The organism is Pseudomonas sp. GX19020, assembly GCF_023371075.1.
Lineage (GTDB): Bacteria > Pseudomonadota > Alphaproteobacteria > Rhodobacterales > Rhodobacteraceae > Pseudogemmobacter.
On sequence record NZ_JAMCCR010000004.1, the window covers coordinates 118,374 to 145,014 of the forward strand.

Below are 26,641 nucleotides of genomic sequence, written 5' to 3' on the forward strand. Positions count from 1 at the left end.
GAAGGTCTCCTGAAGGGGTTGGGGGTCAGTCGAGCGCGAAGGTGATTCCGGCGGCGATCACCGCATCTGCGGCTTTGCCATCGCCGGACAGGATCTGGACGAACAGCTGGCGGTGGCGGATCTGGAACCCCGCCAGCGGCACCAGATCGCCGGCATGGACCGCGAAGCGGCACCCGTCTCCGGGATAAAGCGCCACCCCGGCCAGCACCGAAGCCTCACCGCCCTCCCAGCGGATCAGCGGCAGCGCGGCCGTCACGGCGGCCGAGGCGCGGCCATAGCTGTTGCGGTAAATCCCGGCCGAGATGTCCAGCCCGAGCGCGCCGCGCTGCTCCCAGGTCAGAAAGACTCCCGGATTGCGGCTGTCGAAATACCCGCCATCGCCGGGATGCGCCGATCCGATCAGGAGCGATACCCGATCAGGATCGGCAGCGGCCGGTGTGGAAAAAACCGTGGCGCAAAGCCCTGCGACGGTGAGAATTGCCCGGATCATCTGTTGAGCTGCTCCACTTTCATGGCGGTCATGAGGAACTGACAGCGCCGGTTTGCGGCCGCCGGCATAGATGCCTTGACGCGGAATTCGGTGAAGGGACCGCCGATGCCGGCAGAGGTCACATCGCCGTCCCGATCCGTCAGAAGGAAGGTGAACGGGATATCGAGCCCGGCGAAGTTCGCGGGCCAGGAGATGGTTCGGGTGAGATAGAGGGCATCAAGCGCGATCCAGTTGCCCGCCTGGCCGCCGCTGGTGGCCAGACCCTCGACCGCAATCGTCGCGGTACCCGCAACTGTGCCCTGTATCGCAAGGGTGCCGGTGACCGTGAAGGCGAGCCGGTTGCGCGCTCTCAGACCATAGGGGATGTAGTCCAGCTGAACCGGGCCATTGATCCCGGTGCCGCCGCCGATGATCACCAGCGAGGTCACGGTATTGTCCAGAACCCCCGGCGAGACCGACATCTCGCTGAAGGCCACCCGCGTCACCGCATCGTTGACGATCATCGCGCCGGTGACCTTGAAACTGCCGTCGACCAGCACATCGCCATCAAGACGGATATGGCGGGCGGCGATCCGGGCGATGCTCGTGCTGCCGGTTGGATCAGACAGCGCGGCCAGTTCCAGCAGCGCGCCGGCGGATCCCGCCACCGCCCGCAGCCCGACCACGGAAGACTGTATCCCGGCCAGATCCACAACCGCGCGCTGGTAGATCGAGGTCTGGCTGTTGGCCAGCACCTCCTCGAAATCCAGCCGGTGCAGGCGCAGGGTCACCCCCGCCCGGGTCGCGCCGGACAGGGTCGAGCTGCCGAGGAAATCCAGCATGAAATTCGTGGCACTGCCCGCGCTGCGAGGACACGCGGTTTATGGATAGCCACGTGATCCTTGAGCAGTGCCCGGACTGCAATCCGGAGATCCCAAAATGACCCGGGCGAACTGCGCCCATCTGATGGTGAGGGAGGAAGCGGCATAATGGGGAAGCGATTTGCCATCAGCGAAGCCGCCTCCCTCAAGGCAATAGCCATCGCCCAGAAGGCCGGCCTCAATATCCACGGGCTGGAATTTCCACGCGACGGGTCAATTCGGATCCTCACTGCCGAAGTGGACAAGGCGGACGCGGACGCTAAGGATGAACGGAAACCAGATCCGTGGACGTGATGCGTCTGCCATATGTGACTGAAGAAAATCTGCCTTCTGGCGCGATCCGCTACCGGTATCGACGCGGCAAGGTAAAAGTCACCCTCAAGGGTGAACCGGGAAGCCGGGAGTTTCTGGATCACTATTCGAGCTTGAGGGATGACGTCCCTGTCCTGGTGTCGAGGGCAGTACGTGGCAGTGTCGAATGGCTGGTAGGGCTATACCTTGCCGATCTGGAGCAGCGCGCCGCGACAAACCTTGCCTCTCCACTGACCCTGAAAGGCCACCGGCATCATCTTGGCCGCCTGGTCGAGGAGTATGGGTCCAAGGACGCCAATATGCCGCGCAGCGCAGTCATCAAACTGCATGACAAATTCATGTCTACGCCCGGCGCAGCAGACAATCTTCTGAAGGCAATTTCTGCCCTCTATAAATGGGCAATCCGACGCGATCACGTGACATGCGGAAACCCCACAAGGGACGTCTCCCGAAACCGCAAGAAGACAGATGGGTTTCAGGCGTGGACTGCCGAGGATATCGCCGCGTTCCTTGCTCATCACGGACCCGGCACGATGGCGCGGCGCGCCCTTATCCTCGCAATGGCAACGACTGCACGGCGTGGTGATCTCTGCCGCCTCGGGCGCCAGAATGAGTATCTGCGCGACGGCCGGTCATGGCTTCGCTGGAAGCAGGACAAGGCCCCACACGGCCTGGTCGAGATGCCAATGTCCAGCGCGCTCACCGACGAACTGTCCGGCCATGGCAATATGACTTACCTGCTGAACGGCTACGGCGCCGCGTTCTCCGCCGCTGGCCTGGGGAATAAGTTTCGCGACTGGTCTGTTTCTGCCGGCCTGAAGAACCGGAGCCTGCACGGGGTGCGGAAAGGACTGTCTGCGATTCTCACCGCCGGAGGTGCCAGCAGCGGTGAGATTGACGTGCTGCTCGGACACGAACTCGGCAGCTCAGAGACGAAGATTTACATCCGGTCCGCAGAGCGCGCGCGGCTCGCCGCGCATGCAGTCGACAGGCTTGATCAGATCATTCCCAGAACGGCCGACTGACCCACGCGCTGCCCAAAAGTGACCCACGCGCACATTAACGTTTTATTTTCAACACACTACCGGAATAATGGTAGGCCCGGAGGGACTCGAACCCCCAACCAAGGCGTTATGAGCGCCCTGCTCTGACCATTGAGCTACAGGCCCGGCAGGAGCGTATGACGCGGGGGTGCCCCCTGTGCCATATGCCTCCCGGAAAGTGCAACCTGCCTAAGCAGATGATGGCCGGGGGTCAAGGATTCGAAACCGCTGCCTTTGTCTTACCTCCCGGGGCGCGTTGCGCTTTGCAAGGCTTTGGGCTAAGCGGGCCGGATATTGAACGGGCGACCAGCGGGCCGGGAGACGGGCGAATGACCACGAGCGAGAATGCCGGGAAACAAGGGCTGACCTATGCGGGCGCGGGCGTCGATATCGACGCCGGAAACCGGCTGGTCGACCGGATCAAACCGGCCGCAAAGGCCACGTCGCGCAAGGGCGTGATGGGGGGGCTTGGCGGCTTTGGCGCGCTTTTCGACCTCAGGGATGCGGGTTATAAGGATCCGATCCTGGTGGCGGCGACCGACGGGGTTGGCACCAAGCTTCGGATCGCGATCGATACCGGCAATGTCGATACGATCGGCGTCGATCTGGTCGCAATGTGCGTCAATGACCTCGTCTGCCAGGGCGCGGAGCCTCTGTTCTTCCTCGACTATTTCGCCACCGGCAAGCTTGATGTCGATCAGGCGACCCGGATCATCGAAGGCATCGCAAAGGGCTGCGCCGATTCCGGCTGTGCCCTGATCGGGGGCGAAACCGCCGAGATGCCGGGCATGTATCACAAGGGCGATTTCGACCTCGCAGGTTTTGCGGTCGGCGCGATGGAGCGGGGAACCCACCTGCCCGCCGGGGTCGCCGAGGGCGATATCCTGATCGGGCTGAAGTCGAGCGGCGTCCATTCCAACGGCTATAGCTTTGTGCGCAAAGTGGTCGAGATTTCCGGCCTTGGCTGGTCCGATCCCTGCCCCTGGGCGCAATCGACGCTGGGTGAGGCGCTGCTCGCCCCGACCCGGCTTTACGTCAAACAGGCGCTGGCGGCGGCGAAACTGGGCGGCGTGCATGGGCTTGCGCATATCACCGGCGGCGGCATCACCGAAAATCCGCCGCGCGTGCTGCCCGCCCCGGACGAAAATGGCGGCCTCGCCTGCGAGATCGACCTTGGCGCCTGGGATCTGCCGGCTGTCTTCCGCTGGCTGGCCGAGACTGCCGGCATGTCGGAGCCGGAACTGCTGAAAACCTTCAATTGCGGCATCGGCATGATGCTGGTGGTTGACGCCGGCCAGGCTGATGCAATCGAGGCCAGCCTGAAAGCCGCCGGCGAAGAGCCGGTGCGGATGGGCCGGATCGTGGCGCAGGATGCTTCGGGCGAAGGCGTGATCTATAAAGGGCGCCTGCTGTGAAACGGGTTGCCATCCTGATTTCGGGGGGTGGCTCGAATATGGTGGCGCTGGTCAGGTCGATGACCGGCGACCATCCGGCCCGCGCGGTGCTGGTGGCATCGAATGATCCCACGGCCTCGGGGCTGGAAAAAGCGCGCGCGGCCGGCATTGCCACGGCCGCCGTCGATCACCGCCCGTTCAAAGGCGACCGCGCGGCCTTCGAGGCCGAACTGATCGCCCATATCGAGGCGGCACAGCCGGACATCCTTTGCCTTGCCGGGTTCATGCGCGTGCTGACGCCGGGCTTTGTCGCGCGGTTTCAGGGCCGGATGCTGAACATCCACCCATCCCTCCTGCCGAAATATCCCGGGCTGCACACCCATCAGCGCGCGCTTGATGCGGGCGACCAGGAGGCGGGCTGCACGGTGCATGAGGTGACGGCGGTGTTGGATGACGGGCCAGTGCTGGGTCAGGCACGGGTGCCGGTCCTGGCAGGGGATACAGCCGAAACCCTCGCCGCGCGGGTTCTGCGCGAGGAACATCGTCTCTACCCGGAAGTGCTGCGCCGCTATGCGGCAGGCGATCACAGCCCGGTTGTCACCACCGGCTGAGTGGCGTCTGGGTCGCGTATCCGGTCCCTGTTCAGATCAATCGCGGTTATGGCCAGAGACCGCCTCAGGCCAGATGCAGCAGCTGCGCCTCGCGCCGGGTCAGGCATTGGCGCGTCGTCTGCGGCCCCCCCCGCGCGCGCGCGCCGAAATAGTCCGGGAACAGCGCCAGCAATTCTTCCCGCGCGGCAGGCGAAAGCGAGGCAAGCGCCATCGGGCCGGGGAAGAGGCTCTCGGCCAGCATACCTTCGGCACAAATGATCTCATGCTGCGCGAAAGCGATATGCCAGTATTCGACCCGTGGCCGGCTCTCGATCCGGACCCGCTCGCCATCCACCAGATGCAGCGCAGCGACGAGGACCTCCTCTGCGCCGAAATTCAGCTCCGCCTGCCAGCCGCTGATCAGCACGCGATGCTGTTGCGACAGAAAGACCGGACGGTCATTGCCAAGGATGCCGGTGTCAAAACGCACCGGCGCCAGATGCGCGATACCGGCCGCAGACGCTGATCCGATCCAGCGGATCCGCTGCATCCCATGGCCGCGGGTCCAGACCCGGTCGCCGGGCTGCAACTGTTCTACCGCAATGGGGCCACGCTTTGTCAGGATCCGGGTTCCGCTGACGAAACAAGGGATTGGCGGAAACAGATCCTGCGGGTCTTTAGCAAATCCGGTGAAGGGGAGCTGCGCATTCAGCGCCTCGTTCTGTTCGACGCCATAGGTGGCAGTGCCGTTCGCAACGCCGCGCAGGTCAATCACCAGGTTGGAACTGTAGCTGAAAATCTGGTAATTCGCGCCCGAAGCCCGGCCCTGGAACATATCGTCCTGCGGGTTCAGCTGGCTGTAGACCAATGTGCCGGAGGGGTTGCTTTCCGACCAGGAGTAGATCGACACCCATTGGCCGTTATGCAAAGTGGTGTCGTTGCTGTTGGCCTGGGAGACAACGATCCGGTAAATATCGGTGGAACCGCCGATCGCATGGACATTGGTCAGGGTGACGACCATCTCCATCCCATTGCCCTGCCCGCTGGCCGCGCCATAGGTGCCGATCTGATCGCCGGTCGCGTAAAATTCAAAGGTTGCCAAGCCAGTCATCCATTCAGAGCAGCGCCCTGCCGGGCGCATATTTCCGGGTCGCAATCCCTGTCGCGACAGGTCTGGCAACAGATAGAATTCTGGCGCAGGAATTAAACGCCTGGCACGCAAAGTTTACTGTGCAATACAGGATTCACATGGTGCGATAATGCAGCATCAGACCCCGATCCGCCGCAGAACCTGCGGTCCGGGGGTGCTGCCGCTCAGTCTGACAGTGCTGGCCGCGACAGGGTGCCACCACCGATATTGGCTGCAACGCCGGTGGTTGTCCGGCATGAGGTCGGCAGCCCCTTCGCCACCCGCACCGCGAGGAAGGCGAAGGCCTGGGCTTCGAGCATATCCCCGTCAAGGCCGACCGCCTCGACCGGATCGACCGGACAGCCGAGCCGCTTTGCGAGGCCTTTCATCATCACCGGATTATGCCGCCCGCCGCCGGTGACCAGCAGCCGTGAGACCGGGCGCGGGAAATGTTTCGCGCCTTCAACCACTGCCGCAACCGCCGCTGCGGTCAGCGTCGCCGCCGCCGCCGCCGTGTCGAGCTTTCTGACCGCAGCGACCAGCCCCGCGAAAGCGTCACGATCCAGCGATTTCGGCGGCATTTTCAGGAAATAGGGATGGGCAAGGAACTGATCCAGCACGGGCTTTTTCACCCGTCCCTTTGCCGCCACCGCGCCCCCCTCGTCATGGCTTTTCCCCAGTCGGGCCTGCATCAGGTCATTGACCGGGGCATTGGCCGGGCCGGTGTCAAAGGCCAGCAGCGCGCCTTCGGATTGTGGATGCGGCAGTGCGGGATCGACCCAGGTCAGATTGCCAACGCCGCCCAGGTTGAGAAACGCGACCGGCGCGGTCGCGCCGATCCGACGCGCCAGCGCGAAATGGTAGAACGGCGCAAGCGGCGCGCCCTGCCCGCCCATCTGCACATCTGCGGTGCGGAAATCCCACAACACCGGCAGGCCAAGCGTATCGGCCAGCAGCTGGCCATTCCCCGCCTGATGCGTGCCACGCCCGCCCGGATCATGCGCCAGAGTCTGGCCGTGGAAGCCCGCGATCTGCACACCGTCAAAGCGCGCCATCACCTCGGCATGGGCGGTCTCGACAATCTCAGTCGCCTCAGCCACGCCGGGCTCGCCGGGCCAGCGCCCGAGGGCTGCACGCAGGACCGCCTGCTCGGCCGGGGTATAGGGGCGAAAGGCCGAGGGGCCGAATTCCAGCACCTCATGGCCGTTGGTCAGCACCATCGCCGCATCGACCCCATCAAGCGAGGTCCCCGACATGGTGCCAAGCGCCCAGACCGCCGGCCCCTGATCGCCTTTATGGTCGCCATGTTTAGCGGAGGCACTTTTCCAGGGATCTTTTTCCGCCATGCTGCCCATCTTTTCCTTTACCCCCCGCCCGGCTATACCCGCCTGACTATATGCAAGCGAAAGCGCGGAGCGCGACCCATGACCTACCATCCGAAATCAGAATTCCTGCGTGTGATGTTCGAGCGCGGCTTTGTGGCCGATTGCACCGATTATCAGGCGCTGGACGAGGCCCTGATCAAGGGGGTGGTGCCCGCCTATATCGGCTATGACGCGACCGCGGCAAGCCTGCATGTCGGCCATCTGATGAACATCATGGTGCTGCGCTGGCTGCAAAAAACCGGCCATAAACCGATCACGCTGATGGGCGGCGGCACGACCAAAGTGGGCGATCCCTCGTTCCGATCGGAAGAGCGCCCGCTGCTGACCCCGGAAAAGATCGACGAGAATATCGCCGGTATGGGCCGCGTTTTCGCGAAATATCTCGATTACTCGGATGCGCCCAATGGGGCCATCATGCTCAATAATGCCGAATGGCTGGATCATCTGAATTACCTCGATTTCCTGCGCGATATCGGGCGGCATTTCTCGGTCAACCGGATGCTGTCTTTTGAAAGCGTTAAGTCGCGGCTGGATCGCGAGCAATCGCTCTCTTTCCTCGAATTCAACTACATGATCCTGCAAGCCTATGATTTCGTTGAAATCAACCGCCGTTACGGCTGCCTGCTGCAGATGGGTGGATCAGACCAGTGGGGCAATATCGTCAACGGGATCGACCTTGCGCGCCGCGTCGCGGAGAAAGAGATTTACGGGCTGACGACACCGCTTCTGACCACGTCTGACGGGCGCAAGATGGGCAAGTCCGCCAATGGCGCGGTCTGGCTGAATGACCAGATGCTCTCGGCTTATGAATTCTGGCAGTTCTGGCGCAATACGACCGATGCCGATGTGGCGCGGTTCCTGAAGATCTTCACTGAACTGCCGGTTGCAGAATGCGACCGGCTGGGCGCGCTGCAGGGGTCTGAAATCAACGAGGCGAAGATCATTCTCGCCAATCTCGCCACCGCGCTTTTGCATGGCGAAGAAGCGGCCAAGGCGGCTCAGGCGACCGCGCGCGAGGTGTTTGAAAAGGGCGGTATCGGCGATGACCTGCCGACCGTGGCGCTGACCGCGGACGAAGTGGCCGATGGTATCGGCATCGTGCAACTGCTGGTCCGCGCCGGGCTTTCGGGTTCGGGCAAAGATGCGAAACGGCTGATCGCCGAAGGGGGCGCGAAGATGAATGACGAGATCATTCTTGATGCGGGCCTGCGCCTTGGCGCGGGCGAGCTGGCCGATCCGGTGAAACTCACCGCCGGTAAAAAGCGCCACGCGCTCGTGGTGCTGGAGTGATCCGCCGCCTTTTCAGCCGCGCGGGCCTCGCCCTCGCGCTGACATCAACTGTGGCGCCCGCAATCGCGGACGTCGCCTGCCCGGTGACCCAATCCGTCTATACCGACAAAGAAACCGGCTTCCGCCTCAGCTTCCGCCCGCTGCAAAGCTGGGAACAAAGCGGCATGGTGCTTGCGATCTTTGACATCGAGACCCGGGACGGGCACGAGCTCTGGGGCGAGATCCGCACCAATATGGGCACCAGCCGCGATACCGGTGTGATCTATGACGGCTGCCCTCCCCCCGGCCCCGAAGATGCGCCTTCGGAAGACCAGCTGGAAGCCTGTCGCGTCTGGGAGGGTCTGGTGTATTCGGTCGAGGGCAACCAGATCGGCGCCTTCCCCATCGAAGGCGACAAGGCTCCGCCGAGTCTTCTCTTCACCGATCTCGGGCGCCAGCTGCGCTATGCCATTTTCTCCAGCCCGGGGGATGAGCCCTGGGACCAGCTCTGGCTGACCTCCTGCCCGCCCGGCTGAAACTGTGGCAGCTCCTTTGACAGCAGGCCCGGCAAGGGTCTGCTGTCAGTCCCGGTGTTCCGGCTTTTTCCCCGATGGCGCGATATAGGGTTTCGTCACATCGGTCAGCACCACTTCCAGGGCTTCCAGCCGCAGCTCGATCAGCCCGTCTCCGGCAAGGATCAGCGTCAGCGCCCCGGTGCCGTCCTCGCCCGGCGCATAGGCCAGATCCAGAACGGACAGTACCTGATCGGCGTCGCCCGGGCTGATGCCCTGGCTGCGTACCTCAAGCACATCTTCAACCGTCAACAGGCTGCGCACCCGTTCATAGGCACGTCCGGAACGTTCGGCAAAACCGCTGTCTTCCCAGCGGAAGCGATTGACAAGCGCCGCAAAACGGCGGCGCTGGCGATCATATTTCATCTCGGTGGCTGGCAGAACCGCGTCCTGGATCAGGCTGGCGATCACCGTCAGATCCTCTGGCTCCAGAGCCACCAGCTTCAGCGGTGCCTCATCGCCATCCTCAAAACGCGCATCTGCCATATCCGCCCCCTCAGACGCCACTGATCCGTTCGATATGCGCCCCACAGGCGAGAAGCTTCTCCTCGACCCGCTCATAGCCGCGATCAAGGTGATAGACCCGGCTCACCACCGTCTCCCCCTCGGCCGCGAGGCCGGCGAGAATCAGCGACACGCTCGCGCGCAGATCGGTCGCCATCACCGGCGCGCCACGCAGCTTTTCGACGCCATGCACGGTGGCATGACCGCCATGAACCTCGATTCTGGCGCCCATCCGCATCAGTTCCGGCGCATGCATGAAGCGATTCTCGAAGATCTTCTCTTCCAGAACGCTGGTGCCCTCGGCGGTGCACAAAAGCGCCATCATCTGCGCCTGAAGATCGGTCGGGAAGCCCGGGAAAGGCTCGGTCACCACATCGACCGCCCTCACGCGGCCATTCTTGCGCGCGACTTTCAGGCCCTTTTCGGTCTCGGTGACGGAAATCCCCGCCGCGTCAAGTTTCTCACAAAACGCCGCCAGCAGGTCGATCCGCCCGCCCAGACATTCCACCTCGCCGCCGCAGATCGCGGGTGCGAGCATATAGGTGCCCAGCTCAATCCGGTCAGTCACCACCGGATGCGTAGCGCCGCGCAGGCTGGTCACGCCCTGAATGGTGATGGTCGAGGTGCCCTCGCCGTCAATTTCCGCGCCCATGCGGCGCAGGCAATGAACAAGATCAACGATTTCGGGCTCGCGCGCGGCGTTTTTCAGGACCGAGGTGCCCTTGGCGAGCGTCGCCGCCATGACGAAATTCTCGGTCGCACCGACCGAGGCAAAGCGCATCTCATGCACCGCGCCCTTCAGCCCGCCCTGCGTTTTCGCATGAAGATAGCCGTCCCGCAGATCGATCTCGGCCCCAAGTGCCGAAAGCGCATCGATATGAATATCCATCGGCCGCGCCCCGATCGCACAGCCTCCGGGCAGCGAGACCACTGCATGACCCAGCCGCGCCAGCAGCGGGCCAAGGACCAGATTGGACGCCCGCATCTTGCGCACAATGTCATAATCCGCCGTCGGGTTCAGCGTGCCATGCGACGACATGGTGATGACCTTGCCATCCTGCAGCGCCGAAACCTCAACGCCGAGCGATTCCAGCAGGCTCGTCATCGTCCGGATATCCGAAAGACGCGGTGCATTGGTCAGCGTCAGCGGCTCTTCCGACAAAAGCGTCGCAGGCATCAGTGTCAGACAGGCATTCTTGGCGCCCGCGATGGGAATCACACCGTTGAGTGCGCCGTTGCCCTTAACCAGAATCGAATCCATGCCCGCCTCTTACCCTTTATCCTTGTTATGACCGCCACTCTCGGGCCCGGTCACAGCCCTTGTTACGCATCGCCCCGACAGATCCGCGCCGGTTCCTGGATCTGTCGGCGACCTTGCCGTCTGTCAGATGCCACGGACCTGATCCCCTCAGACCAGATCCCGGGGTCACGGCTTAACTGCCTTCTTCCGAACCGATATTTCCGCCCGACTGGCCATGGGCGCCATCCTCGGGCCCGGGGCCTTCCGCCCGCCCCCGCGCCTGCGCCTTTCGCCTTGCCATATTGGCTTTCAGCGCCGCCTTGAGCCGCCCTTCCCGCGTGGCCGCCGCGCTCACAACCGGGGCTCCGGCCACCTTGCGCGCGGGTCTGTCCGCAGGTCTCTCCACGGGTCTGTCCTGGGGGGGATTTTTCTCGAACTGGTCCATGCCCTGAAGAAATAGCCTCTCCCCCCGGCACGGTCCAGAGCCCGCCGGAAGGAACCTGTCACAAGAGCAAGAAAAGGGGCTTGCGGTCGGGAATGATTATGTTTATTCCCCCGCTCACCGAGACGGCGCTGTGGTAGCTCAGTGGTAGAGCACTCCCTTGGTAAGGGAGAGGTCGAGAGTTCAATCCTCTCTCACAGCACCATAAAAACCCCCAAGTTTTGTTGGATAACGAGGCCTTAGATGGCCTTGGGACGTCCCCTTCAACGGGAGTGGTCTTGCGTTCGGATGGACGCTGCCCTCCCCCACCATGAGTATAGTCGGTCACCCTCTGTCGCACTTCGATGAGGCTCGTCGATTCATGAAAACTCCGACAGCAGGAGGTCAGACAAGGTCCTCCGATCGTCTACGCGCAGGACCTGGCCGGCGGCGTCATAAACAGGAAGGCAGATGCTCCCGTTTTCCCGGTTCATGATCGGAGCGACCTGGTAAGCCCCCTGCAGCCCTACGCGTTCACATGACATCTGATAGGTGCCATCGTCAGCTTCGACCAGGACCCCGGCGCCGATGGTTTCCGGACGTGGTTCACGGTGCTTCTGCACATCCTGCTTCGCGATCATCATGCGAACCGCGCCGAACCGATTCACAAGATCGGTCATCTTCTGGCAAAGTTCTGAACCCTTTTCAGTCCGGTTTCGGGTCGCCCGAAGCATCTCGCCGACGCTGACGATCCAGTAGCGGGTCAGCTGGATCTGGATACGGGTCCGGCCATCGGGATGGACCTGACCTGCAGCCCGCATGTGCTGGGCATGCTCATCCTCCATCTGGCGCAGGACCAGATCGAAATACACATCGCCCTCGGCCTTTGGCTTTGCACCGGTGATCCTGCCCCTCGGGGCGGGTTTCGTATTCGCCATAGCTTTCGTTCCTCTGGCAGGTTTCGGTTTGGATGATTTCGGGGTGGTGCCAGTCATCATGGCGAACACCTCGGCCGTGGGCCGCTGACGCTGGATAGCGCCCGCAGCGGTCAGCAGGCGCTCAGGCGCATGCTGGTAAATCCGGTAATCGAATGCGGCGGGCTCTGCCTCGTCGCTGTCATCGTCAGGATCCGTCGCAAAGCCAGAGTCAAGCGCACCCTGCGGGTCGTAATAGGTCTCCTCTTTCATGATCGCCCGGGCACCCTCGACGCTGAGACCAGCCCGTTTTGCGTAAATACCGGCATAGGCGTTCGCGATGACACCCAAGGATTTCGCAGCCTTCAGGTGATCATCTTCGGTGCCGCGACCGTCCACATACCAACTGGCGGGATCATGGATCATCAGGAACGCGCCAGGCGTCATGGTGATAGTCTCGCCGGCCATGACGATCAGGCTGGCGGCAGATGCTGCAACGCCCTCGACCCCGATATTCACCTGACCCTCATACCCGCGCAGCGCAGCATAGATGGCGCGGGCTTCGCGCCCCATGACGATGTTGCGCAGTGCAACGCCATCGAAATTAAGGAGCCTGGCCTTGTGACCCGCTCTCTGCGAACCGCCTTGAATGACGGCCACATCAATCCCGCAGGTGATACTTTGCGGGCGGGGCAGATACTCGGTGCCTCGTTGAGCAACGGCTGGTGACCCCCTGCTGCTGGCTGGTCCCGTCGATCCTCGGCGGGGCCGTTATGTGGGCGACGGTAATCGCCGCAAATCTCCGATGCGCAGGAGGCGCTTTTGACTGACATACCGCCGCCCGATCCCGGCCTGATTGTAACCATCAACCAATTTATCGGCGGGGCAGTGACTGCAATGCTCGCCGCGTTCTCCGGTCGCGCGATGTATCACGCGGGTGAGGTCCGGGCCCGCCGCCGGCCAATCATGTCCTATGATCTGAAATGGGAGATCCCGACCGCTGTTGGCATGGCCATCGCGGGGGATGCCCTTGGCGCCTACATGGGGCCTGTCGCGTGAGGTCACGGTCGGGCTGATTGCCGTCCTGTCCTATCTGGGCCCGCGTGGTGCCGGGGCGATGGTGGAGCGGTGGGCCAGCCGGAAGGGGTGATCAGCAGCGGGCGCAACCGGATCGCTGCGCCCGCCCTAAGCGTACCGTCGTCGCGCACTGCGCAAGTTCGGGACCATTAGGGATGTCGAGGTAATCAAGCGAGGGCCGACGACGGCCTGACCATACCACAAAAACCGATTCGACCCAACACCCGCCCGCTGGCGGGCTTTTTTATGGAGCATCGACATGATGAACCGCATCATCGCCCATCACACGGGCGGGGCTTATTTCCCTAATGCGACCGACCTCGCAGCCTGTCACCGACTGTTGGATGGTGACGGCCAGCCGCATGACGGCAAGCACCCAATCTCGGCCAATGCCCCCGGTCGCGCGCTGACCGCAGGAACCTATGCGGCCCACTGTCTCAATCTCAACTCGGGCAGCATCGGCGTCTCGATATGCGCCATGGCAAACGCGGCATGGGGCGCGCCTGCCTCTTGGACCCATCCGCTCAAGCCGGCTCAGGTGGATGCGCTGGTGATCGAGATTGCCCGGCTCTGCCGGATCTACGGCATCCCGGTCACGCGGCAAATGGTGCTGAGCCATGCCGGGGTCGAGATCACCCTGGGCGTCAAGCAGAAGAACAAGTGGGATTTCGATTATCCCCTGCGCGGCACCGGCGCCCGCGATCCCATCGTCATCGGTGATGAGCTGAGGTGTGAGGTTTTAATCGCCCTGCTGGGTAAGCCCGCACCGACACCGTCGCACGGCGCCCGCCCGACGATCCGGCAGGGTTCAACCGGCCCGCATGTGCGCGAGCTGCAAGCCAGCCTTGGTGTCGCTGCTGACGGCATTTTCGGGCCGAAAACCCGCGCCGCCCTGATCGCCTTCCAATCCCGCCGGCAGCTTCTGCCGGATGGGATCTGCGGTCCCATGACCTGGGCCGCTCTCACCGCAAAAGGAGCCTGAACCATGGATTTTCTGAAATCCCTTCTCTCGCCCGAGGTGACCGCCTCGCTGGCCGGGCTGCTGGTCGCCATGATCGGGCTGATCCTGACCGTGGCTCCGCCGATCCTCATAGGCCGCATCTATCGCTGGACCGGCGTCCGGATCGAGGAAAAGCATACCAATCTCGCCGGCCACCTCAATCATTCGGTCAAGCCGCCTGTCGATCTCTCTCTTCCGTCGCCCCCGTGCCCGCCCGCCACCGGTAAAGTTCCCGTAAAGCTCTAATCGCGAGCGACAGACGCGACCGGGTCTACCGAAGGCTGCGGAGCGTTAAGGATTTCACGGGGATCACTCTGGGCTAAGCCCACCGCCGTCACCCGGCCAGAGCTTCACGAATTGGAGGGTGTATGACGGTACGACCATGTCGTGACGGATTTTCGCTCGGCGCAGCCCTCAGGTGGAACCGTTACAATCCTCGGGCGTTTTCTCGATGACAATCATCATGGAGTCTCGTCATGAAAACCGTAATGATCTTCCTTGCGCTCACAGCACTTGCTGCGTGCGAGACTGTCAAAGGCGCTGGCCGCGACATGCAGGGCGCCGGCCACGCGATCACCAGTGAAGCAAACAAGGTCCAGAACGACCTCTGAACCGACGTCCGTCTTTCCGAACCAAGGCCTCGCTTCGGCGGGGCCTTTTTCACCGCCCCTTGCCCGAATCCCGGCGCAGGCTGGTGGCAGGAGGATCGAGCCATAATTCGGCAATCCTCCCCTTGGTTAAGGGGCTGGATAAGTAGAGTTTTCTCGTAGCGTGAGCTGAGGAGATTCGAATGAGAAAGAGCCGTTTCACCGAGCCGCAGATCATGGCTGTGCTTCGTCAGGCCGAGAGCGGCGTGGCCGTGCCTGAACTTTGCCGGGGTTGGAGCGTTCACAATCGATCCGGGGGATCGATTGTAGCGAACAACGGGATCAGCACAGCGAGCTTTTACAAATGGCGCTCTAAGTATGGCGGCATGGATGTCGAGCCATGATTGCGCCATTGGTTCGAGCAACCATGGCGAGGGATGATGAGCCAGATGAAGGCGCTTGAAGACGAGAACCGGCGGCTGAAGCGCATGTTTGCCGACCTGAGCATGCAGGCCGAACTGCTCAAGGAAGCGCTTGGAAAAAAATGACGCGGCCAGCTCAACGCCGGGAGCTGGCCGAGAAGGCTGTGGCGACGAAGGGGGTGAGCATCGCGCTGGCCTGTCGGGCATTTGGCGTCAGCGAGACCTGCTTTCGCTACAGCCCGAAGCGCGATGCCGAGAACGAGTTCATCGCAGGCCTTCTTGAAGGGCTGACAAAGGCCCACCGGACCTGGGGCTTTGGGCTATGTTTCCTGCATATGCGCAACGTCCAGGGGCACCCGTGGAATCACAAGCGCATCCATCGGATCTATTGCGCGCTGGAACTGAACCTGCGGATCAAGCCCCGCCGGAGGATCAAGCGCGACAAACCCGATGCGCTCAGTGTCCCAAAGGCCCCGAATACCGTCTGGTCAATGGACTTCATGGCTGATCGCTTGGCCGACGGCCGCCAGTTCCGGCTTCTGAACGTGCTGGACGACTTCAACCGTGAGGGGCTGGGCATTGAGGTCGACTTCTCGCTCCCGGCTGAGCGGGTGGTCCGGTCCCTCAATCAGATCATCGAGTGGCGCGGAAAGCCCCTGGTCATCAGGGTCGACAATGGCCCTGAATACATCAGCTCCACGCTGATGATCTGGGCCGAGAAGCAGGGCATCGCCCTGAACCACATCCAGCCCGGGCAGCCCCAGCAGAACCATCTCGCCCTCACTCGAACGCATGGCGTTCGGGCTCGATATATGTCGAGCGTTACAACAGAACGGTCCGGCATGAATGGCTGGGCCTCTGCGTCTTTGAAGCCATCGAGGAGGCGCAACAGATCGCAACTGACTGGCTATGGACTCACAACAATGGGCGCCCAACATGGGTATCGGCGGTATCACACCCGCTCGAGACAACTGAAGATGGCTGCCTGAAGTCTGCTTCTGCACCCCTTTAAAACGGGGAGGATTACCAGTCCACGGGACAGTTTACCCAGCCAGAGCCCCACCATGTTCAGCGCGGTCAAAGCGAACGCAAAGAAAACCGCAAGTACGGGGAAGCTGTTGGCCGGGTCGCAAACCTGGGCGAGCCTTGCCAGGGCCCGCCCATCAGGTCGGGCCGCTATGCCTCCGCCACCTCGGAGAGCAGCTTGGCGTTACCGCCCGATGCCGTGGTATCGATGCAGACATGGCGCTCGAGCGTGACATGGGCGCGGTCGGGTGCGCCGGTGATCAGCGGCAGGATGGCGCCTTGGCGGGCGGATAATGCGAGGGCGCGGCTGCGTGCCCCGGCCTCTTCGCCCCAGAACAGCGCGCCGCTGAAGCCCTGCAGCCTGGTCAGCGCCTCAGGGTCAAGACCGTCAGCCGCAACCGCCACGCCGCCGAGCGCGGTGACCGCATTGGCCTGGGCCGCCACCGCCGCAGCTCCTGGCCCGAGGCACAGGACCGGCGGGCGGGCGAAATGGCCAAGCCGGTTCGATTCCCCGGTCGGGCCGGGCAGGTCGAGCGGCTCTGACGGTGCGACCTCAGCTGCCCTGGCAAGTGCTGCGGCGACCTCGGCCTCGCTGGTGGCCGCGCCGGCGGCCCCTTGCAGCGGCGCTGCCTGGCGGGTGAAGCGGGTCAGGTAATCCGGGCCGCCGGCCTTTGGTCCGGTGCCCGAAAGCCCCTCGCCACCGAAGGGCTGGCTGCCCACCACCGCGCCGATCTGGTTGCGGTTGACATAGATATTGCCGGAATGGATGCGCTCGACGAAATGCTGCACGCGGTCATCGATGCGGGTATGGAGGCCGAAGGTCAGACCATAGCCGGTGGCATTGATCTCATTGATAACCTTGTCGATCTCACCGGCCCTGAAGGTCGCGACATGCAGGACCGGGCCGAAAATCTCACGCTCCATCGCAGCGATCCCCGGCACGCGGATCACCGCAGGCGGCGCGAATGTCCCCTGCCCCGGCACAGCGCGTTCCTTGACCAGCCGCCCCTCGACCCGCGCCTGATCGAGATGGGCGCGGATGGTTGCAAGTGCCTCGGCATCGATCACTGGCCCGACATCGGTGGTCAGAAGACCCGGATTGCCGATCGACAGCTCGTCCATCGCGCCTTCCAGCATCTCGAGGATTGGGGCCGCGATGTCTTCCTGCACGTAAAGGCAGCGCAAGGCCGAACAGCGCTGTCCCGCCGACTGGAAGGACGAGGCCACAATATCGCGCACCGCCTGTTCCGGCAGCGCGGTGGAATCAACCACCATCGCATTCATCCCGCCGGTCTCGGCGATCAGCGGCGCGCCGGGGGCAAGGTTTTCCGCCATCGCACGGCGGATCAGCAGCGCCACTTCGGTCGAGCCGGTAAAGGCGACCCCATCCACGCGCGGATCCGATGTGAGCCAGGCGCCCACATCGCCCTCGCCCGGCAAAAGCTGCAGCGCGGTGACCGGCACCCCGGCCTGATGCAAAAGATCGACGGCCAGCGCGGCGATCAGCGGCGTCTGTTCCGCCGGTTTCGCCAGCACGGCATTGCCAGCCGCGAGCGCCGCCGCGATCTGGCCCGAAAAGATCGCCAGCGGGAAGTTCCACGGGCTGATACAGGTGAAACGACCCCGGGCGGGGGCGGTCAGGGCCTCGGCGCCGTTGGCGTAGTAGCGCAGGAAATCAACCGCTTCGCGCAGTTCGCCGACCATATCGGGGGCGTTTTTGCCGGCCTCACGCGTGAGCAGCGCAAAGATCTGGCCGAAATTTGCCTCATAGGCGTCGGCTGCGCGGCGCAGGACGGTGGCCCGGGTGGCAGCATCGGCGGCCCAGGGCTCGGCCAGACGCAAGGCGGTATCAACATCGGCGCGGGAGGCGGCGAGGACATGGCCCACCCTCTCGCCCGTCGCGGGGTTCACCACATCCGTGCGCAAAGCACCGGCGGCGCGGCCCGCGATGATCGGCCCGGCGTTGTAAGTCTGGGTCAGATGCGGCTGCATCGCGGCCTCGATCTCGCGCAGATCGGCGCGCGAGGTCAGATCAAAACCTTTCGAATTGACCCGGCCCGGGAAGATCTGCGGTGCCGGCGGCACAGCCGGGTTCTCGACCGGCGAGACGCTTTCCATATAGGCCAGCGGGCAGGCGGCGACCTGTTCCGGGGTCACATCCTCATCAACGATCTGGTTGACAAAGGACGAATTCGCCCCGTTTTCCAGCAGCCGCCGCACGAGATAGGCGAGCAGATCGCGATGCGCGCCGACCGGCGCATAGATGCGGCAGCGCGTGTTCTGATCGGCATGAACGATCTCATGCAGCCTTTCGCCCATGCCATGCAGGCGCTGGAACTCATATTGTTCGGGTTTCACGCCCGCCGCCGCCGCCATGTCGAGCACCGCCGCCACGGTATGGGCGTTATGACCCGCAAATTGCGGGTAGATGCGGTCGGTCATGCCCAGCAGCTTTTGCGCATTGCTGATGTAAGACACATCCGTCGCCTGTTTGCGGGTAAAGACCGGGAAACTTTCCAGCCCCATCACCTGGGCGCGTTTGATCTCGTAATCCCAATAGGCGCCCTTCACCAGGCGCACCATGATGCGGCGGTTCAGCCGGGTCGCAAGATCGTAAAGCACATCGATCGCCGCACCGCAGCGCCGGCCATATGCCTGCACAACCACGCCAAAGCCGTCCCAGCCCGCCAGCGACGGGTCTTCCAGCGTGGCCGCAATCACCTTCAGCGACAGATCGAGCCTGTCCGCCTCCTCCGCATCGACATTCAACCCGATCCCGGCCGATTTCGCGAGCCCCGCCAAAGCCCGCAATCTCGGCACAAGTTCGTCCATCACGCGCGCCTCATGGGCCACTTCATAACGCGGATGGATTGCGGAAAGCTTAACGGAAACGCCCGGATTGGCGCCGATGTCGCGGCCCTTTACCGCCCCGGCAATTGCGGTGATCGCGCGGGTATAGGCGAGGTGATAGCTGCGGGCATCGGCCTCGGTCTTCGCGCCTTCGCCCAGCATATCATAGGAATAGGTATAGCCCTTCCCTTCCAGCTCGGTCGCGCGTTTCATGGCCTTTTCAATGGTTTCGCCCAGCACGAACTGGCGGCCCATCTCTTTCATCGCGCGCGTGGTGGCCGAACGGATCACCGGCTCGCCCAGCCGCCGGATCGCGCCGCGAAGGCTGCCTGCGATGCCCGGGCCACGCTCGTCCAGCACTTTGCCGGTCAGCATCAATGCCCAGGTCGAGGCGTTGACAAGCGACGAGGCCGACTGGCCCAGATGCCTGCCCCAGTCCGAGGGCGCGATCTTGTCCTCGATCAGAGCATCCATCGTCGGCGCATCCGGCACCCGCAAAAGCGCCTCGGCCAGACACATCAGCGCGATACCCTCATCGGTCGAGAGCCCGTATTCGGCGAGGAAAACCTCCATCAGCCCCGGCTTCGCACCCGAGCGGATGCGGCGCACGAGATCGGCACCCGCCGCCGCGATCCGGTCACGGTCCGCCTGATCCAAACCGCTTTGCGCGATCAGATCCCGCACCAGCTCCCCCTCGGGGGCAAGACTTCCATCAGCGACCAGATCAAGCGAATTTGTCATGCAGACCTCCTGCGTTTTGACTATGATACACCTGATCTGCCAGTCAGTATTCCTGATCTTTCCGCAAACGCTGGCCATTATGGCCAGAAAAGGTTGATTTTACATGCCAAATCCCCTTGTTGATCTTGATCGATTTGATCATGCGATTCTGCGCATTCTGGCCGTCGAGGGCCGGGTTTCAGCGGTGGAACTTGCGCGCCGGGTCGGTCTGTCGAAAAGCCCGGTCCAGGCGCGGATGAAACGGCTTGAGGAAGACGGGGTGATCGCGGGGTATCGCGCCATTCTCGACCCGGTGAAAATGGGGCTGGCGCATGTGGCCTTTGTCGAGGTGCGGCTGGCCGATACGCGCGAGGCAGCGCTTCAGGCCTTCAACCGCGCCGTTCTGACCGTGCCCGAGGTCGAGCAATGCCATATGATTGCCAGCCGCTTCGATTACCTTCTTAAGGTGCGCACCGCCGATATCGCCGATTACCGCCGGGTGCTGGCCGAACGGATCTCGGCGCTGCCGCATGTGGCGCAGACCTCGACCTATGTCGCGATGGAGGCGGTGAAAGAGGCGCTTTAACGCCAGACCGCTCCGCATGGTCAGGCCAGACGGACGACAGGCTTGCGGCAGGCAACCGGCCTGCGCCAGCATCGGTGCAGCAAACCGGAGGTCACCATGTCTGAACACCCGCCCGCATCTGAACCCCGGGCCCCGAAACCCCAGGCCGAACCCGTCACCCATATTGACGACGAGCGTTTTCGCGTCACCGAATGGCGTTTCGTGCCGGGGGCCGAAACTGGCTGGCACCGCCATGGCCATGACTATGTGATCGTGCCGCTGACGGATGGTGTGCTGGGCCTTGATCTCTCCGGTGGCGGGCGGGCAGAGGCGGCATTGAGCCAGGGCGTGCCCTACTCGCGCCGGGTGGGGGTTGAACACAATGTGACCAATGCCGGCACCGCGCCGCTGTCTTTCCTCGAGGTTGAGGTGGTTGATGATGCCCGGGATGAGGCACGCCTCGCAACTATGGCGCGGCTGATGGACTGTTTCAATGCGCGCGATCTTGACGGCCTGATGGGCTGTATGTCAGCCGATCCTGCCTTTCACGGCGCGGCCGGGCCCGAGGCCGAAGGCGTGATCCATCAGGGTCAGGCGGCAGTGCGGGCGGCCTATGCGGCGCTGTTCGCGGCCTTCCCTGACGCCGCCTGGCTTGAGGGCGCGCATCACATCACCGGCGAGACCGGGTTGTCGACCTGGCGCTTTCGCGGCACTTCGGCGGCGGGGGCCAGCGTCGATATGCGGGGCTGCGATATTTTCAGCTTTGACGGCGTGCTGATCGCGGTGAAAGACAGCTACCGCAAGGCGCGCAGCTGAGCCACGCCTGTCAGCGGGTGACGCGGCGTGACGCCTCAGCCGCGCTGCTTTGTCAGCCGCAGATCGCCATCCCCCACCGGCGTATCGCCGCCCCAGCCAAGGCGGCGATAAAAGCCCTCGGCCCGGCTGCCTGCCGCCGTTTCCAGCCAGATCTCCGCATGATCGGCAAAAAGTGCAGCTTCGGCGGCGCTGGTCAGCGCGCGTCCGATGCCCCTGCCCTCGGCCTCCGGCGCCACGAAAGCGGCAAAGAGACAGCCTTCCTCGCGGTCGATCATCGAAAAGCCAAGAATCTTGCCTGCCTCTTGCGCCACCCAGGCGGTGCCAGGCGCCTCAACCAGCTCTGCCACCGTCTCGCGCGTGATCCCCAGCGCGGCCAGTTCCGCCTCGCTCAGCGCGTTTTCCCGCACCGCAAGACGGATGCGAAAGATCGCCGGCACATCGGCGCGCAGGGCCGGGCGGATCATTACCATCTGCTCAGTCGACATCCAGCATCGCCGTAACAGGCGCCAGTTCGACACTGGCGGCGCGGCCCTCGACGGCCCATTCAAGAAGCGCAGTCACCGTTGCCGCATGGCTGGCCCGGCCAAAGACCGTCACGCCGCCATCCTGCGCCGCCTTGAAGGCAGCACGGTCGAGATAGCGGCGGATCACCGGCGCCTCCTCGCCCTCGGCATCAAGATCGCGGAAGATCACGGCTGCCGGAACATCCTCGCGCTTTGCCACCTGGTCAGCCGCGTTGAGGCCGATATTCCAGGTGATGAGCCCGCGCCCCTGAGCGGCGATCTCGGGCACGACAAGGCTGGCCAGCGGGCGGTCGGCCTGAAAGCTGCGCCCCGGCGCGTCCATTGTCGCCACCGCTTCGGGCAATACCTGCGCCATGGCACCAAAGGCCACCGCGACATCGCTCGCCACGGCGCCCTTCGGCAGGCCGGACGCGACCATGATCACCTCCTGGCCGGCGGCGCGGTACAGCGCGGCGATCTCAGCGGCATTGGGCAATTGCGGATCGATCGCGAAACTGACCGCGAAAGGCAGATCGGCAAGGGCGGCACGATCCAGCTCCGGCGAGCCGTCATCCAGCAGGATCACCGCAAAACGTGGCTTGTTGGCGGGGTTTTCAAAGTCGCGCGCAAAAAGGAGGCGCGGCGCGTCAGACCCGATTGCAGCGCCTTCCGCCGTCACTTCTTGCGGCGTTTCGCCGATCCGCGGCAGGCGGTTGCTGCCATCACCGGTTTCGCGGCTGATCGCGCCATTGCCGGGCAATGACGAGTTACCGTCCAGAGTGAGCATTTTAACCGCCGCCGGGTCCGATGCCGCTCCGGTCTCTGGCCCTTCGCTGCCGGCAGAAAGCTCCGCGCTATCTGGTGCAGGGTCGCGATCCGCAGGCAGGTCTTCGACGGCGCCCTGCCCGCCTGCAGCATCTGCCAGAGCGGTATCGGCTGCAGCCTCTGCCGGTGTCGTTGCGGACGGGGGCATGTCTTCAATGATCACAAAACCATCGCCCGCCGGCAGCTCAGGTGCGTCTTTGGCCGGCGCTGTGCCCTCCGACAGCTGATCGGCCGCCATCTGCGCCAGCATCCGCTCTTCCTCAACCGTCAGGGGCGGTGGCTCGGGCGCCGCTGCGAGCGCCGGCGCGCTGTCCTCGGCAGGATCTGCCGGACGCGATACCGTCGCTCCGGCGGCGGTGCCCCCGGTTTCGCCATTCGCGAGACCGTCTTGCGGCAGAGCCGGCGTTTCAGGCAGCCCCGCGAGGTCAGCCGGCGGCGTCGCGTCAGCATCCGGGCCCTCCGTTACGCCTGCGACCAGCGGCGCGGCTTCAGGCGCGACCGGGGCCTGCGGCACCGCGTCATTTGCGGCATCGGCAAGATCCGCCGGCTGATCCGGGACGAGGCCCGGCGCCGTATCACCCGCGTCAAACGCAGCCTCCAGCGCAGCGGCCAGCGCCGGGTCCGAAGAATGTTCCAGCGCCAGTTCGGGAAGGTCGATCAGTTTCGGCGCAGCAGCGAATTCGGGATCCGCCCGCTCCTCGGGCGCGGTCTGCTTTGCGGTCTCTGTGACCTCCGGCGCTTCCGCAGCATTGAGGGGCGGTACTGTCGGGGTCCCGGCCACAGGATTGGTTGCAGGATCAACCACTGCGGCAGCCTCGCCGGCGGTCTTTTCGGTCAGGGTTTTGGCGTCAGGGTCTTCGATACTGGCTTCGGTGCGGACAGTGCTGGCGGTGGAGTTTTGCGGAAACGGCCCGGAAAGCGATACCGACACCAGCGCAAGCACGCCGGTCCCGACCAGACCACCCAGCCCCGCTCCAAGAAGGAATCTGCCGAACACTTGTTTCTCCCTGCCGCTCAACCGCACACGCCGGACATTTATGCAGAACTGCCTGCTGTCCCTTATACTGATCTCTGATCCGGCCCGTTACGGCCGCCCGGATCCCAACCAGGCCCGGCGGGCCCGGACCCGCATTGGGATAAGATTATCCAACTGATTGCATCTTTATAGCCCGCGCATCGGCGTGCTTCATCCATTTTCAGCATCCGTGAGTGAAAAGCCGCTGCGTGGCCTGGCGCGACGGGGCTGCAGGCGCCGCTGATCACCACCGGCGCCATCCCCGCCTCAGATATCGAGTTCCCAGCCATCGGGATAGAAATCAAAGCGGATCGCGATCTTTGTCGCGGCCTCTTCATATTTCCAGATTTCCTCGGCACTGATCGGGATCGGCCCGGTCGAGGCGATCAGTTCTTCGCCTTCCTCCCCCTCTACATCGGGGCGGCTGACACGGTAGCCCGCCGCTTCGAGCGCGCGGGAAATACCCGTCCAGTCGGGCTTTTCCAGCTCGGGGAAAAAGGCGAAATCCACCACGGCGCGGGCCGGCAGCTTCACCCCTTTCGACTCGCGGAAGGTGTCAAAGGTCTCACGGCGCTGGAAATTGAAATCATGGCTCATGGCGCCAGTGATAGCCGAGCCGGGCCGCCGGCTCAATCGCCCGAATGCAGGCCCCGAATGCAGGCAAAGAAAAACGCGCCGGGACAGGCCGATCCCTGTGCCGTAAGTCAGCAAAATCGCGCCCATCCGGGCAAAACCGTCCTGGAATAGCCCCATAAGCGCCGCCGCCCCGCCGGCTCTCTGCCCGGCCTTCGACATCCCGATCTTTATGCTTGACCACAAAGCGATGGCCGGATCACATCCATCACATCGCCGTGAACCGCCGGCAGGGCCGCATATCGCCTGGCCGCCGGACAGTCAGTATCGGAGCCTTGATTTGCGTGCCCTTTCTATACTTTCCGCCATTGCCATTCTGGTCAGCCTTTTCCTGTCCTGGACCGGCCCTGCCCTTCCCATCCCCGCGGTCACGCCCTGGGATCTGATCAGCGCGCTGAAACCCGATGTCGCGGCGCTGCGCAGTTTCGTCGCCAGCTCACCCGGGGAACTGGTGGCTTTCCTTGCGACCTTTGTGCTGGCGGCGGTGTTTCTGGTGCTTGTTCTGTTCAACCTGCCCTCGCGTCTGATTGGCCTTCTGGGCGGGGGCCTTGGTGTGGGCCTGACCGGCTGGACGGTGTGGAAGATCAGCAAGGGCGCCTCAGACCTTCCGGTGCCGGTCAATGTCGATATCGGGAAGGCCAATGACGTCGTCCGGGCCGTCACCGACCTTGCCGGGCCAGGCGCCTGGGCCTGGGTTGCCGGCTCGGCCTTGTTGCTGCTCGCCGCGCTGATCGGCTGGGACCGGAGGTAATCCGGGCGCAAAGCAGCTGCCAGATCGTCTGAAGCAGAAAAGGGCGGTGCCGGCAGGCACCGCCCTTTTTCATGTCGGAACCCGATACCAGATCAGGCGGTCGCGTTCAGAAGCTCCAGCGCCGCCGCGTGGATCCCGGGATTGGCCGCCGCCAGAACCCGGCCGCCCTCTGCGCAGTCGCCCCCATCCCAGGAGGTCACAATCCCCCCCGCCGCCCGGATCACCGCCATCGGCGCCTGGATGTCATAGGCCTGCAGACCGGCCTCGATCACAAGATCGATCTGCCCAGCCGCCAGCAAAGCATAGGCGTAGCAATCCATGCCATAGCGGACCAGCTTGGCCTTTTGTGACACGCGGCGGAAAGCGGCATATTCCGCTTCGCTGCCGATCTCAGGGAAGGTGGTATAGAGAAAAGCCTCCTCCAGACCCCGCTCCGGGCGTGTCGCAAGCGGATGCGTGCCATGCGGCCCGGCGACGCGGGAGAGACCGAAGCCGCCCTCGAAACGCTCACCGATATGGGGCTGGTCGATGATGCCGTAAACCGGGCCGGTCTCGTCACGCAGAGAGATCAGCACACCCCAGGTCGGGCTTCCGGTCAGAAAGCCACGGGTGCCGTCGATCGGGTCGAGCACCCAGGTCAGGCCCGAAGTGCCGGTGGTTGTGCCGAATTCTTCACCAAGGATCGCATCCTGCGGCCGCTGCTGCGCGAGGATCTCGCGCATCCGCTGCTCTGAGAGGCGGTCCCCCATGGTGACCGGATCAAAGCGCGCAGTCTCTTTGTTGTCGGCTGCAAGGCCGGGGCGGCGGAAATAGTCCAGCGTCGCCACCCGCGCCGCATCGGCAAGCGCATGGGCGGTGGCGATCAGCGCGTTGATCTCGGTCAGCGGCAGCGCAGCGGCAAGGCCCGAGGGCGGGCGGCGCAGCGTGCTGTCGGAAAGCGTCAGGGAATCAGATGTCATCGTCTCACCTTACATGTCCCTCCGGCGCTAACCGCCCCGGGTCATGAGGTCAAGAAACCCCGGTGGCCAGGATGGGGCGCGGCTGCGCCCACATCCCGGCCATCCCCGTCGCCCGAACATAACGAGCTGGCCTGTCAGGGCCAATAACGCGGGAAACTTCGCGTCAGGCGATCAGGCGGCGGAAAGAACCCGGGCGAGATCAAAGAGGCGACGACGCTGCGCCTCGGGGATGGAATAATAGGAGCGCACCAGTTCCAGCGCCTCTTTATCGGCCATCATATCACCCTGCCCGGAATGAGCCTCGACACCCTCGGCGAGCCCTTCGAAGAAGAAGGCAATCTGCACCCCCAGAGCATCGGCAATATCCCAGAGCCGCGACGCGCTGACCCGGTTCATGCCGGTTTCATATTTCTGAATTTGCTGGAATTTGATGCCAACCTTGTCGGCCAGCTGTTGTTGAGTCATCCCCACCATCCAGCGACGGTGGCGGATACGTTTGCCCACATGGGCGTCAACAGGGTGCTTCATTCTTAACTCCGTACGACTTCTACCAGGAACTAAACCGCAAGTGAGCCTTCTCAACGGGCTCCTCCCATAAGGATACAAGCATATTTCATGCCATTTGCACAGCGGCACCGAGATTTTTTAGCACCATCCGACAAACGACCATAAAACAGGCTGGTTTTGGCCCGATGAAATTTCCGGCCACGTAATTTACTCCGAACGCCCTAGGCAACTTCACCTATAGATGCTTTGCACAGGCGCCTAC

At 63.6% G+C, this 26,641-nt stretch carries 27 protein-coding genes, 2 tRNA genes and 2 pseudogenes; 16 read left to right on the forward strand and 15 right to left on the reverse strand.

Annotated features, from left to right (window positions below; translation table 11 throughout):
* Positions 1–25: 25 nt before the first annotated feature.
* Together M3484_RS09550 and M3484_RS09555 are read right to left on the reverse strand one after the other, a co-directional pair.
* Positions 26–490, reverse strand: a complete 465-nt coding sequence (locus M3484_RS09550) for a hypothetical protein (protein WP_249496695.1) — start codon at positions 488–490, stop codon at positions 26–28.
* Entirely contained in the window at positions 487–1,311 is an 825-nt protein-coding gene (locus M3484_RS09555) for a hypothetical protein (RefSeq protein ID WP_249496696.1), read from the reverse strand. The genes M3484_RS09550 and M3484_RS09555 overlap by 4 nt, the downstream gene beginning before the upstream one ends.
* A gap of 147 nt (positions 1,312–1,458) precedes the next feature.
* Between M3484_RS09555 and M3484_RS09560 the strand changes: the two genes are divergently transcribed.
* Together M3484_RS09560 and M3484_RS09565 are read left to right on the forward strand one after the other, a co-directional pair.
* The gene (locus M3484_RS09560; RefSeq protein ID WP_249496697.1) at positions 1,459–1,644 is read left to right on the forward strand and encodes a hypothetical protein; all 186 of its coding nucleotides are present in this window, start codon (positions 1,459–1,461) and stop codon (positions 1,642–1,644) included.
* Complete coding sequence (locus M3484_RS09565) at positions 1,644–2,687, forward strand: tyrosine-type recombinase/integrase (protein ID WP_249496812.1); 1,044 nt, start codon at positions 1,644–1,646, stop codon at positions 2,685–2,687. Before M3484_RS09560 ends, M3484_RS09565 begins: the two co-directional genes overlap by 1 nt.
* Before the next feature lie 68 nt (positions 2,688–2,755).
* Here the strand turns inward: M3484_RS09565 and M3484_RS09570 are convergent.
* Positions 2,756–2,831, reverse strand: a tRNA-Ile gene (locus tag M3484_RS09570).
* A gap of 203 nt (positions 2,832–3,034) precedes the next feature.
* Here M3484_RS09570 and purM point away from each other — a divergent pair.
* Together purM and purN are read left to right on the forward strand one after the other, a co-directional pair.
* On the forward strand, positions 3,035–4,120 hold the full coding sequence (gene purM / locus M3484_RS09575) for a phosphoribosylformylglycinamidine cyclo-ligase (protein WP_249496698.1): 1,086 nt from the start codon (positions 3,035–3,037) through the stop codon (positions 4,118–4,120).
* On the forward strand, positions 4,117–4,710 hold the full coding sequence (gene purN, locus M3484_RS09580; RefSeq protein ID WP_249496699.1) for a phosphoribosylglycinamide formyltransferase: 594 nt from the start codon (positions 4,117–4,119) through the stop codon (positions 4,708–4,710). The genes purM and purN overlap by 4 nt, the downstream gene beginning before the upstream one ends.
* A 64-nt stretch (positions 4,711–4,774) precedes the next feature.
* Here the strand turns inward: purN and M3484_RS09585 are convergent, their stop codons facing one another.
* Both M3484_RS09585 and M3484_RS09590 read right to left on the reverse strand, forming a co-directional pair.
* Positions 4,775–5,791: a Hint domain-containing protein gene (locus tag M3484_RS09585; RefSeq protein WP_249496700.1), complete on the reverse strand. Its 1,017-nt coding sequence runs from the start codon at positions 5,789–5,791 to the stop codon at positions 4,775–4,777.
* Between the two features lie 212 nt (positions 5,792–6,003).
* The gene (locus M3484_RS09590) at positions 6,004–7,164 is read right to left on the reverse strand and encodes an anhydro-N-acetylmuramic acid kinase (protein ID WP_249496701.1); all 1,161 of its coding nucleotides are present in this window, start codon (positions 7,162–7,164) and stop codon (positions 6,004–6,006) included.
* A gap of 78 nt (positions 7,165–7,242) precedes the next feature.
* On the opposite strand from M3484_RS09590, the gene tyrS reads away from it, so the two are divergent.
* Complete coding sequence (tyrS, locus tag M3484_RS09595) at positions 7,243–8,493, forward strand: tyrosine--tRNA ligase (protein WP_249496702.1); 1,251 nt, start codon at positions 7,243–7,245, stop codon at positions 8,491–8,493.
* A complete protein-coding gene (locus M3484_RS09600; protein WP_249496703.1) occupies positions 8,490–9,008 on the forward strand; it encodes a hypothetical protein in 519 nt (172 codons plus the stop codon). Before tyrS ends, M3484_RS09600 begins: the two co-directional genes overlap by 4 nt.
* 45 nt (positions 9,009–9,053) lie before the next feature.
* Here M3484_RS09600 and M3484_RS09605 read toward each other — a convergent pair whose 3' ends face one another.
* From M3484_RS09605 to M3484_RS09615, 3 genes are all read right to left on the reverse strand, one after another.
* The gene (locus M3484_RS09605) at positions 9,054–9,530 is read right to left on the reverse strand and encodes a DUF2948 family protein (protein ID WP_249496704.1); all 477 of its coding nucleotides are present in this window, start codon (positions 9,528–9,530) and stop codon (positions 9,054–9,056) included.
* 10 nt (positions 9,531–9,540) lie between these two features.
* Positions 9,541–10,809: a UDP-N-acetylglucosamine 1-carboxyvinyltransferase gene (murA, locus tag M3484_RS09610; RefSeq protein WP_092896487.1), complete on the reverse strand. Its 1,269-nt coding sequence runs from the start codon at positions 10,807–10,809 to the stop codon at positions 9,541–9,543.
* A 172-nt stretch (positions 10,810–10,981) separates the two neighbouring features.
* Positions 10,982–11,194 carry a hypothetical protein gene (locus M3484_RS09615; protein WP_249496705.1) on the reverse strand — a complete coding sequence of 71 codons (213 nt, stop codon included), beginning with the start codon at positions 11,192–11,194 and terminating at the stop codon, positions 10,982–10,984.
* Between the two features lie 166 nt (positions 11,195–11,360).
* Between M3484_RS09615 and M3484_RS09620 the strand changes: the two genes are divergently transcribed.
* Positions 11,361–11,435, forward strand: a tRNA-Thr gene (locus tag M3484_RS09620).
* 154 nt (positions 11,436–11,589) lie between these two features.
* Here M3484_RS09620 and M3484_RS09625 read toward each other — a convergent pair.
* Complete coding sequence (locus tag M3484_RS09625) at positions 11,590–12,696, reverse strand: Clp protease ClpP (protein WP_249496706.1); 1,107 nt, start codon at positions 12,694–12,696, stop codon at positions 11,590–11,592.
* A 249-nt stretch (positions 12,697–12,945) separates the two neighbouring features.
* On the opposite strand from M3484_RS09625, the gene M3484_RS09630 reads away from it, so the two are divergent.
* From M3484_RS09630 to M3484_RS09650, 5 genes and pseudogenes are all read left to right on the forward strand, one after another.
* Positions 12,946–13,182: a hypothetical protein gene (locus M3484_RS09630; protein WP_249496707.1), complete on the forward strand. Its 237-nt coding sequence runs from the start codon at positions 12,946–12,948 to the stop codon at positions 13,180–13,182.
* 277 nt (positions 13,183–13,459) lie between these two features.
* Positions 13,460–14,182 carry a peptidoglycan recognition protein family protein gene (locus M3484_RS09635; protein WP_249496708.1) on the forward strand — a complete coding sequence of 241 codons (723 nt, stop codon included), beginning with the start codon at positions 13,460–13,462 and terminating at the stop codon, positions 14,180–14,182.
* A gap of 3 nt (positions 14,183–14,185) precedes the next feature.
* Positions 14,186–14,446, forward strand: a complete 261-nt coding sequence (locus M3484_RS09640) for a hypothetical protein (protein ID WP_249496709.1) — start codon at positions 14,186–14,188, stop codon at positions 14,444–14,446.
* 230 nt (positions 14,447–14,676) lie between these two features.
* Entirely contained in the window at positions 14,677–14,811 is a 135-nt protein-coding gene (locus M3484_RS09645) for an entericidin A/B family lipoprotein (RefSeq protein WP_249496710.1), read from the forward strand.
* Positions 14,812–14,990: 179 nt separating this feature from the next.
* A pseudogene (locus M3484_RS09650) lies at positions 14,991–16,198 on the forward strand (IS3 family transposase).
* A gap of 187 nt (positions 16,199–16,385) precedes the next feature.
* On the opposite strand, the gene putA reads toward M3484_RS09650, so the two are convergent.
* Positions 16,386–19,826 (reverse strand): bifunctional proline dehydrogenase/L-glutamate gamma-semialdehyde dehydrogenase PutA, encoded by a 3,441-nt coding sequence (gene putA, locus M3484_RS09655; RefSeq protein WP_249496711.1) that lies wholly within the window; start codon positions 19,824–19,826, stop codon positions 16,386–16,388.
* Positions 19,827–19,929: 103 nt separating this feature from the next.
* On the opposite strand from putA, the gene M3484_RS09660 reads away from it, so the two are divergent.
* From M3484_RS09660 to M3484_RS09670, 3 genes and pseudogenes are all read left to right on the forward strand, one after another.
* A complete protein-coding gene (locus M3484_RS09660; protein WP_092896463.1) occupies positions 19,930–20,391 on the forward strand; it encodes an Lrp/AsnC family transcriptional regulator in 462 nt (153 codons plus the stop codon).
* Between the two features lie 96 nt (positions 20,392–20,487).
* A pseudogene (locus M3484_RS09665) lies at positions 20,488–20,802 on the forward strand (cupin domain-containing protein); the annotation flags it as partial.
* Between the two features lie 48 nt (positions 20,803–20,850).
* On the forward strand, positions 20,851–21,186 hold the full coding sequence (locus M3484_RS09670) for a nuclear transport factor 2 family protein (protein WP_283258386.1): 336 nt from the start codon (positions 20,851–20,853) through the stop codon (positions 21,184–21,186).
* A gap of 35 nt (positions 21,187–21,221) precedes the next feature.
* On the opposite strand, the gene M3484_RS09675 is transcribed toward M3484_RS09670, so the two are convergent.
* From M3484_RS09675 to M3484_RS09685, 3 genes are all read right to left on the reverse strand, one after another.
* Positions 21,222–21,671, reverse strand: a complete 450-nt coding sequence (locus M3484_RS09675; protein ID WP_249496712.1) for a GNAT family N-acetyltransferase — start codon at positions 21,669–21,671, stop codon at positions 21,222–21,224.
* Positions 21,661–23,511 (reverse strand): divergent polysaccharide deacetylase family protein, encoded by a 1,851-nt coding sequence (locus tag M3484_RS23785; RefSeq protein WP_249496713.1) that lies wholly within the window; start codon positions 23,509–23,511, stop codon positions 21,661–21,663. Before M3484_RS23785 ends, M3484_RS09675 begins: the two co-directional genes overlap by 11 nt.
* A gap of 285 nt (positions 23,512–23,796) precedes the next feature.
* Positions 23,797–24,126, reverse strand: coding sequence for a ribonuclease E inhibitor RraB (locus tag M3484_RS09685; RefSeq protein ID WP_249496714.1), 330 nt, complete (start codon positions 24,124–24,126; stop codon positions 23,797–23,799).
* 316 nt (positions 24,127–24,442) lie between these two features.
* Between M3484_RS09685 and M3484_RS09690 the strand changes: the two genes are divergently transcribed.
* A complete protein-coding gene (locus tag M3484_RS09690; RefSeq protein ID WP_143040433.1) occupies positions 24,443–24,913 on the forward strand; it encodes a hypothetical protein in 471 nt (156 codons plus the stop codon).
* 92 nt (positions 24,914–25,005) lie between these two features.
* Here the strand turns inward: M3484_RS09690 and M3484_RS09695 are convergent, their stop codons facing one another.
* The gene (locus M3484_RS09695; protein ID WP_249496715.1) at positions 25,006–25,872 is read right to left on the reverse strand and encodes an inositol monophosphatase family protein; all 867 of its coding nucleotides are present in this window, start codon (positions 25,870–25,872) and stop codon (positions 25,006–25,008) included.
* 171 nt (positions 25,873–26,043) lie between these two features.
* Positions 26,044–26,400 carry a helix-turn-helix domain-containing protein gene (locus M3484_RS09700; protein ID WP_092896451.1) on the reverse strand — a complete coding sequence of 119 codons (357 nt, stop codon included), beginning with the start codon at positions 26,398–26,400 and terminating at the stop codon, positions 26,044–26,046.
* Positions 26,401–26,641: the final 241 nt, after the last annotated feature.

Bases quoted from the DNA above. Each gene is read 5' to 3' on its own strand.
- M3484_RS09695 (WP_249496715.1), bottom strand. From the start codon at position 25,872: ATGACATCTGATTCCCTGACGCTTTCCGACAGCACGCTGCGCCGCCCG.
- M3484_RS09550 (WP_249496695.1), bottom strand. From the start codon at position 490: ATGATCCGGGCAATTCTCACCGTCGCAGGGCTTTGCGCCACGGTTTTT.
- M3484_RS09640 (WP_249496709.1), top strand. From the start codon at position 14,186: ATGGATTTTCTGAAATCCCTTCTCTCGCCCGAGGTGACCGCCTCGCTG.
- M3484_RS09700 (WP_092896451.1), bottom strand. From the start codon at position 26,400: ATGAAGCACCCTGTTGACGCCCATGTGGGCAAACGTATCCGCCACCGT.
- purM (WP_249496698.1), top strand. From the start codon at position 3,035: ATGACCACGAGCGAGAATGCCGGGAAACAAGGGCTGACCTATGCGGGC.
- M3484_RS09645 (WP_249496710.1), top strand. From the start codon at position 14,677: ATGAAAACCGTAATGATCTTCCTTGCGCTCACAGCACTTGCTGCGTGC.
- putA (WP_249496711.1), bottom strand. From the start codon at position 19,826: ATGACAAATTCGCTTGATCTGGTCGCTGATGGAAGTCTTGCCCCCGAG.
- M3484_RS09625 (WP_249496706.1), bottom strand. From the start codon at position 12,696: ATGGGGCGCGAAGCCCGCGCCATCTATGCTGCGCTGCGCGGGTATGAG.
- tyrS (WP_249496702.1), top strand. From the start codon at position 7,243: ATGACCTACCATCCGAAATCAGAATTCCTGCGTGTGATGTTCGAGCGC.
- murA (WP_092896487.1), bottom strand. From the start codon at position 10,809: ATGGATTCGATTCTGGTTAAGGGCAACGGCGCACTCAACGGTGTGATT.
- M3484_RS09565 (WP_249496812.1), top strand. From the start codon at position 1,644: ATGCGTCTGCCATATGTGACTGAAGAAAATCTGCCTTCTGGCGCGATC.
- M3484_RS09555 (WP_249496696.1), bottom strand. From the start codon at position 1,311: ATGCTGGATTTCCTCGGCAGCTCGACCCTGTCCGGCGCGACCCGGGCG.
- M3484_RS09670 (WP_283258386.1), top strand. From the start codon at position 20,851: ATGGACTGTTTCAATGCGCGCGATCTTGACGGCCTGATGGGCTGTATG.
- M3484_RS09605 (WP_249496704.1), bottom strand. From the start codon at position 9,530: ATGGCAGATGCGCGTTTTGAGGATGGCGATGAGGCACCGCTGAAGCTG.
- M3484_RS09685 (WP_249496714.1), bottom strand. From the start codon at position 24,126: ATGAGCCATGATTTCAATTTCCAGCGCCGTGAGACCTTTGACACCTTC.
- M3484_RS09675 (WP_249496712.1), bottom strand. From the start codon at position 21,671: ATGTCGACTGAGCAGATGGTAATGATCCGCCCGGCCCTGCGCGCCGAT.
- M3484_RS09560 (WP_249496697.1), top strand. From the start codon at position 1,459: ATGGGGAAGCGATTTGCCATCAGCGAAGCCGCCTCCCTCAAGGCAATA.
- M3484_RS09660 (WP_092896463.1), top strand. From the start codon at position 19,930: ATGCCAAATCCCCTTGTTGATCTTGATCGATTTGATCATGCGATTCTG.
- M3484_RS09635 (WP_249496708.1), top strand. From the start codon at position 13,460: ATGATGAACCGCATCATCGCCCATCACACGGGCGGGGCTTATTTCCCT.
- M3484_RS09590 (WP_249496701.1), bottom strand. From the start codon at position 7,164: ATGGCGGAAAAAGATCCCTGGAAAAGTGCCTCCGCTAAACATGGCGAC.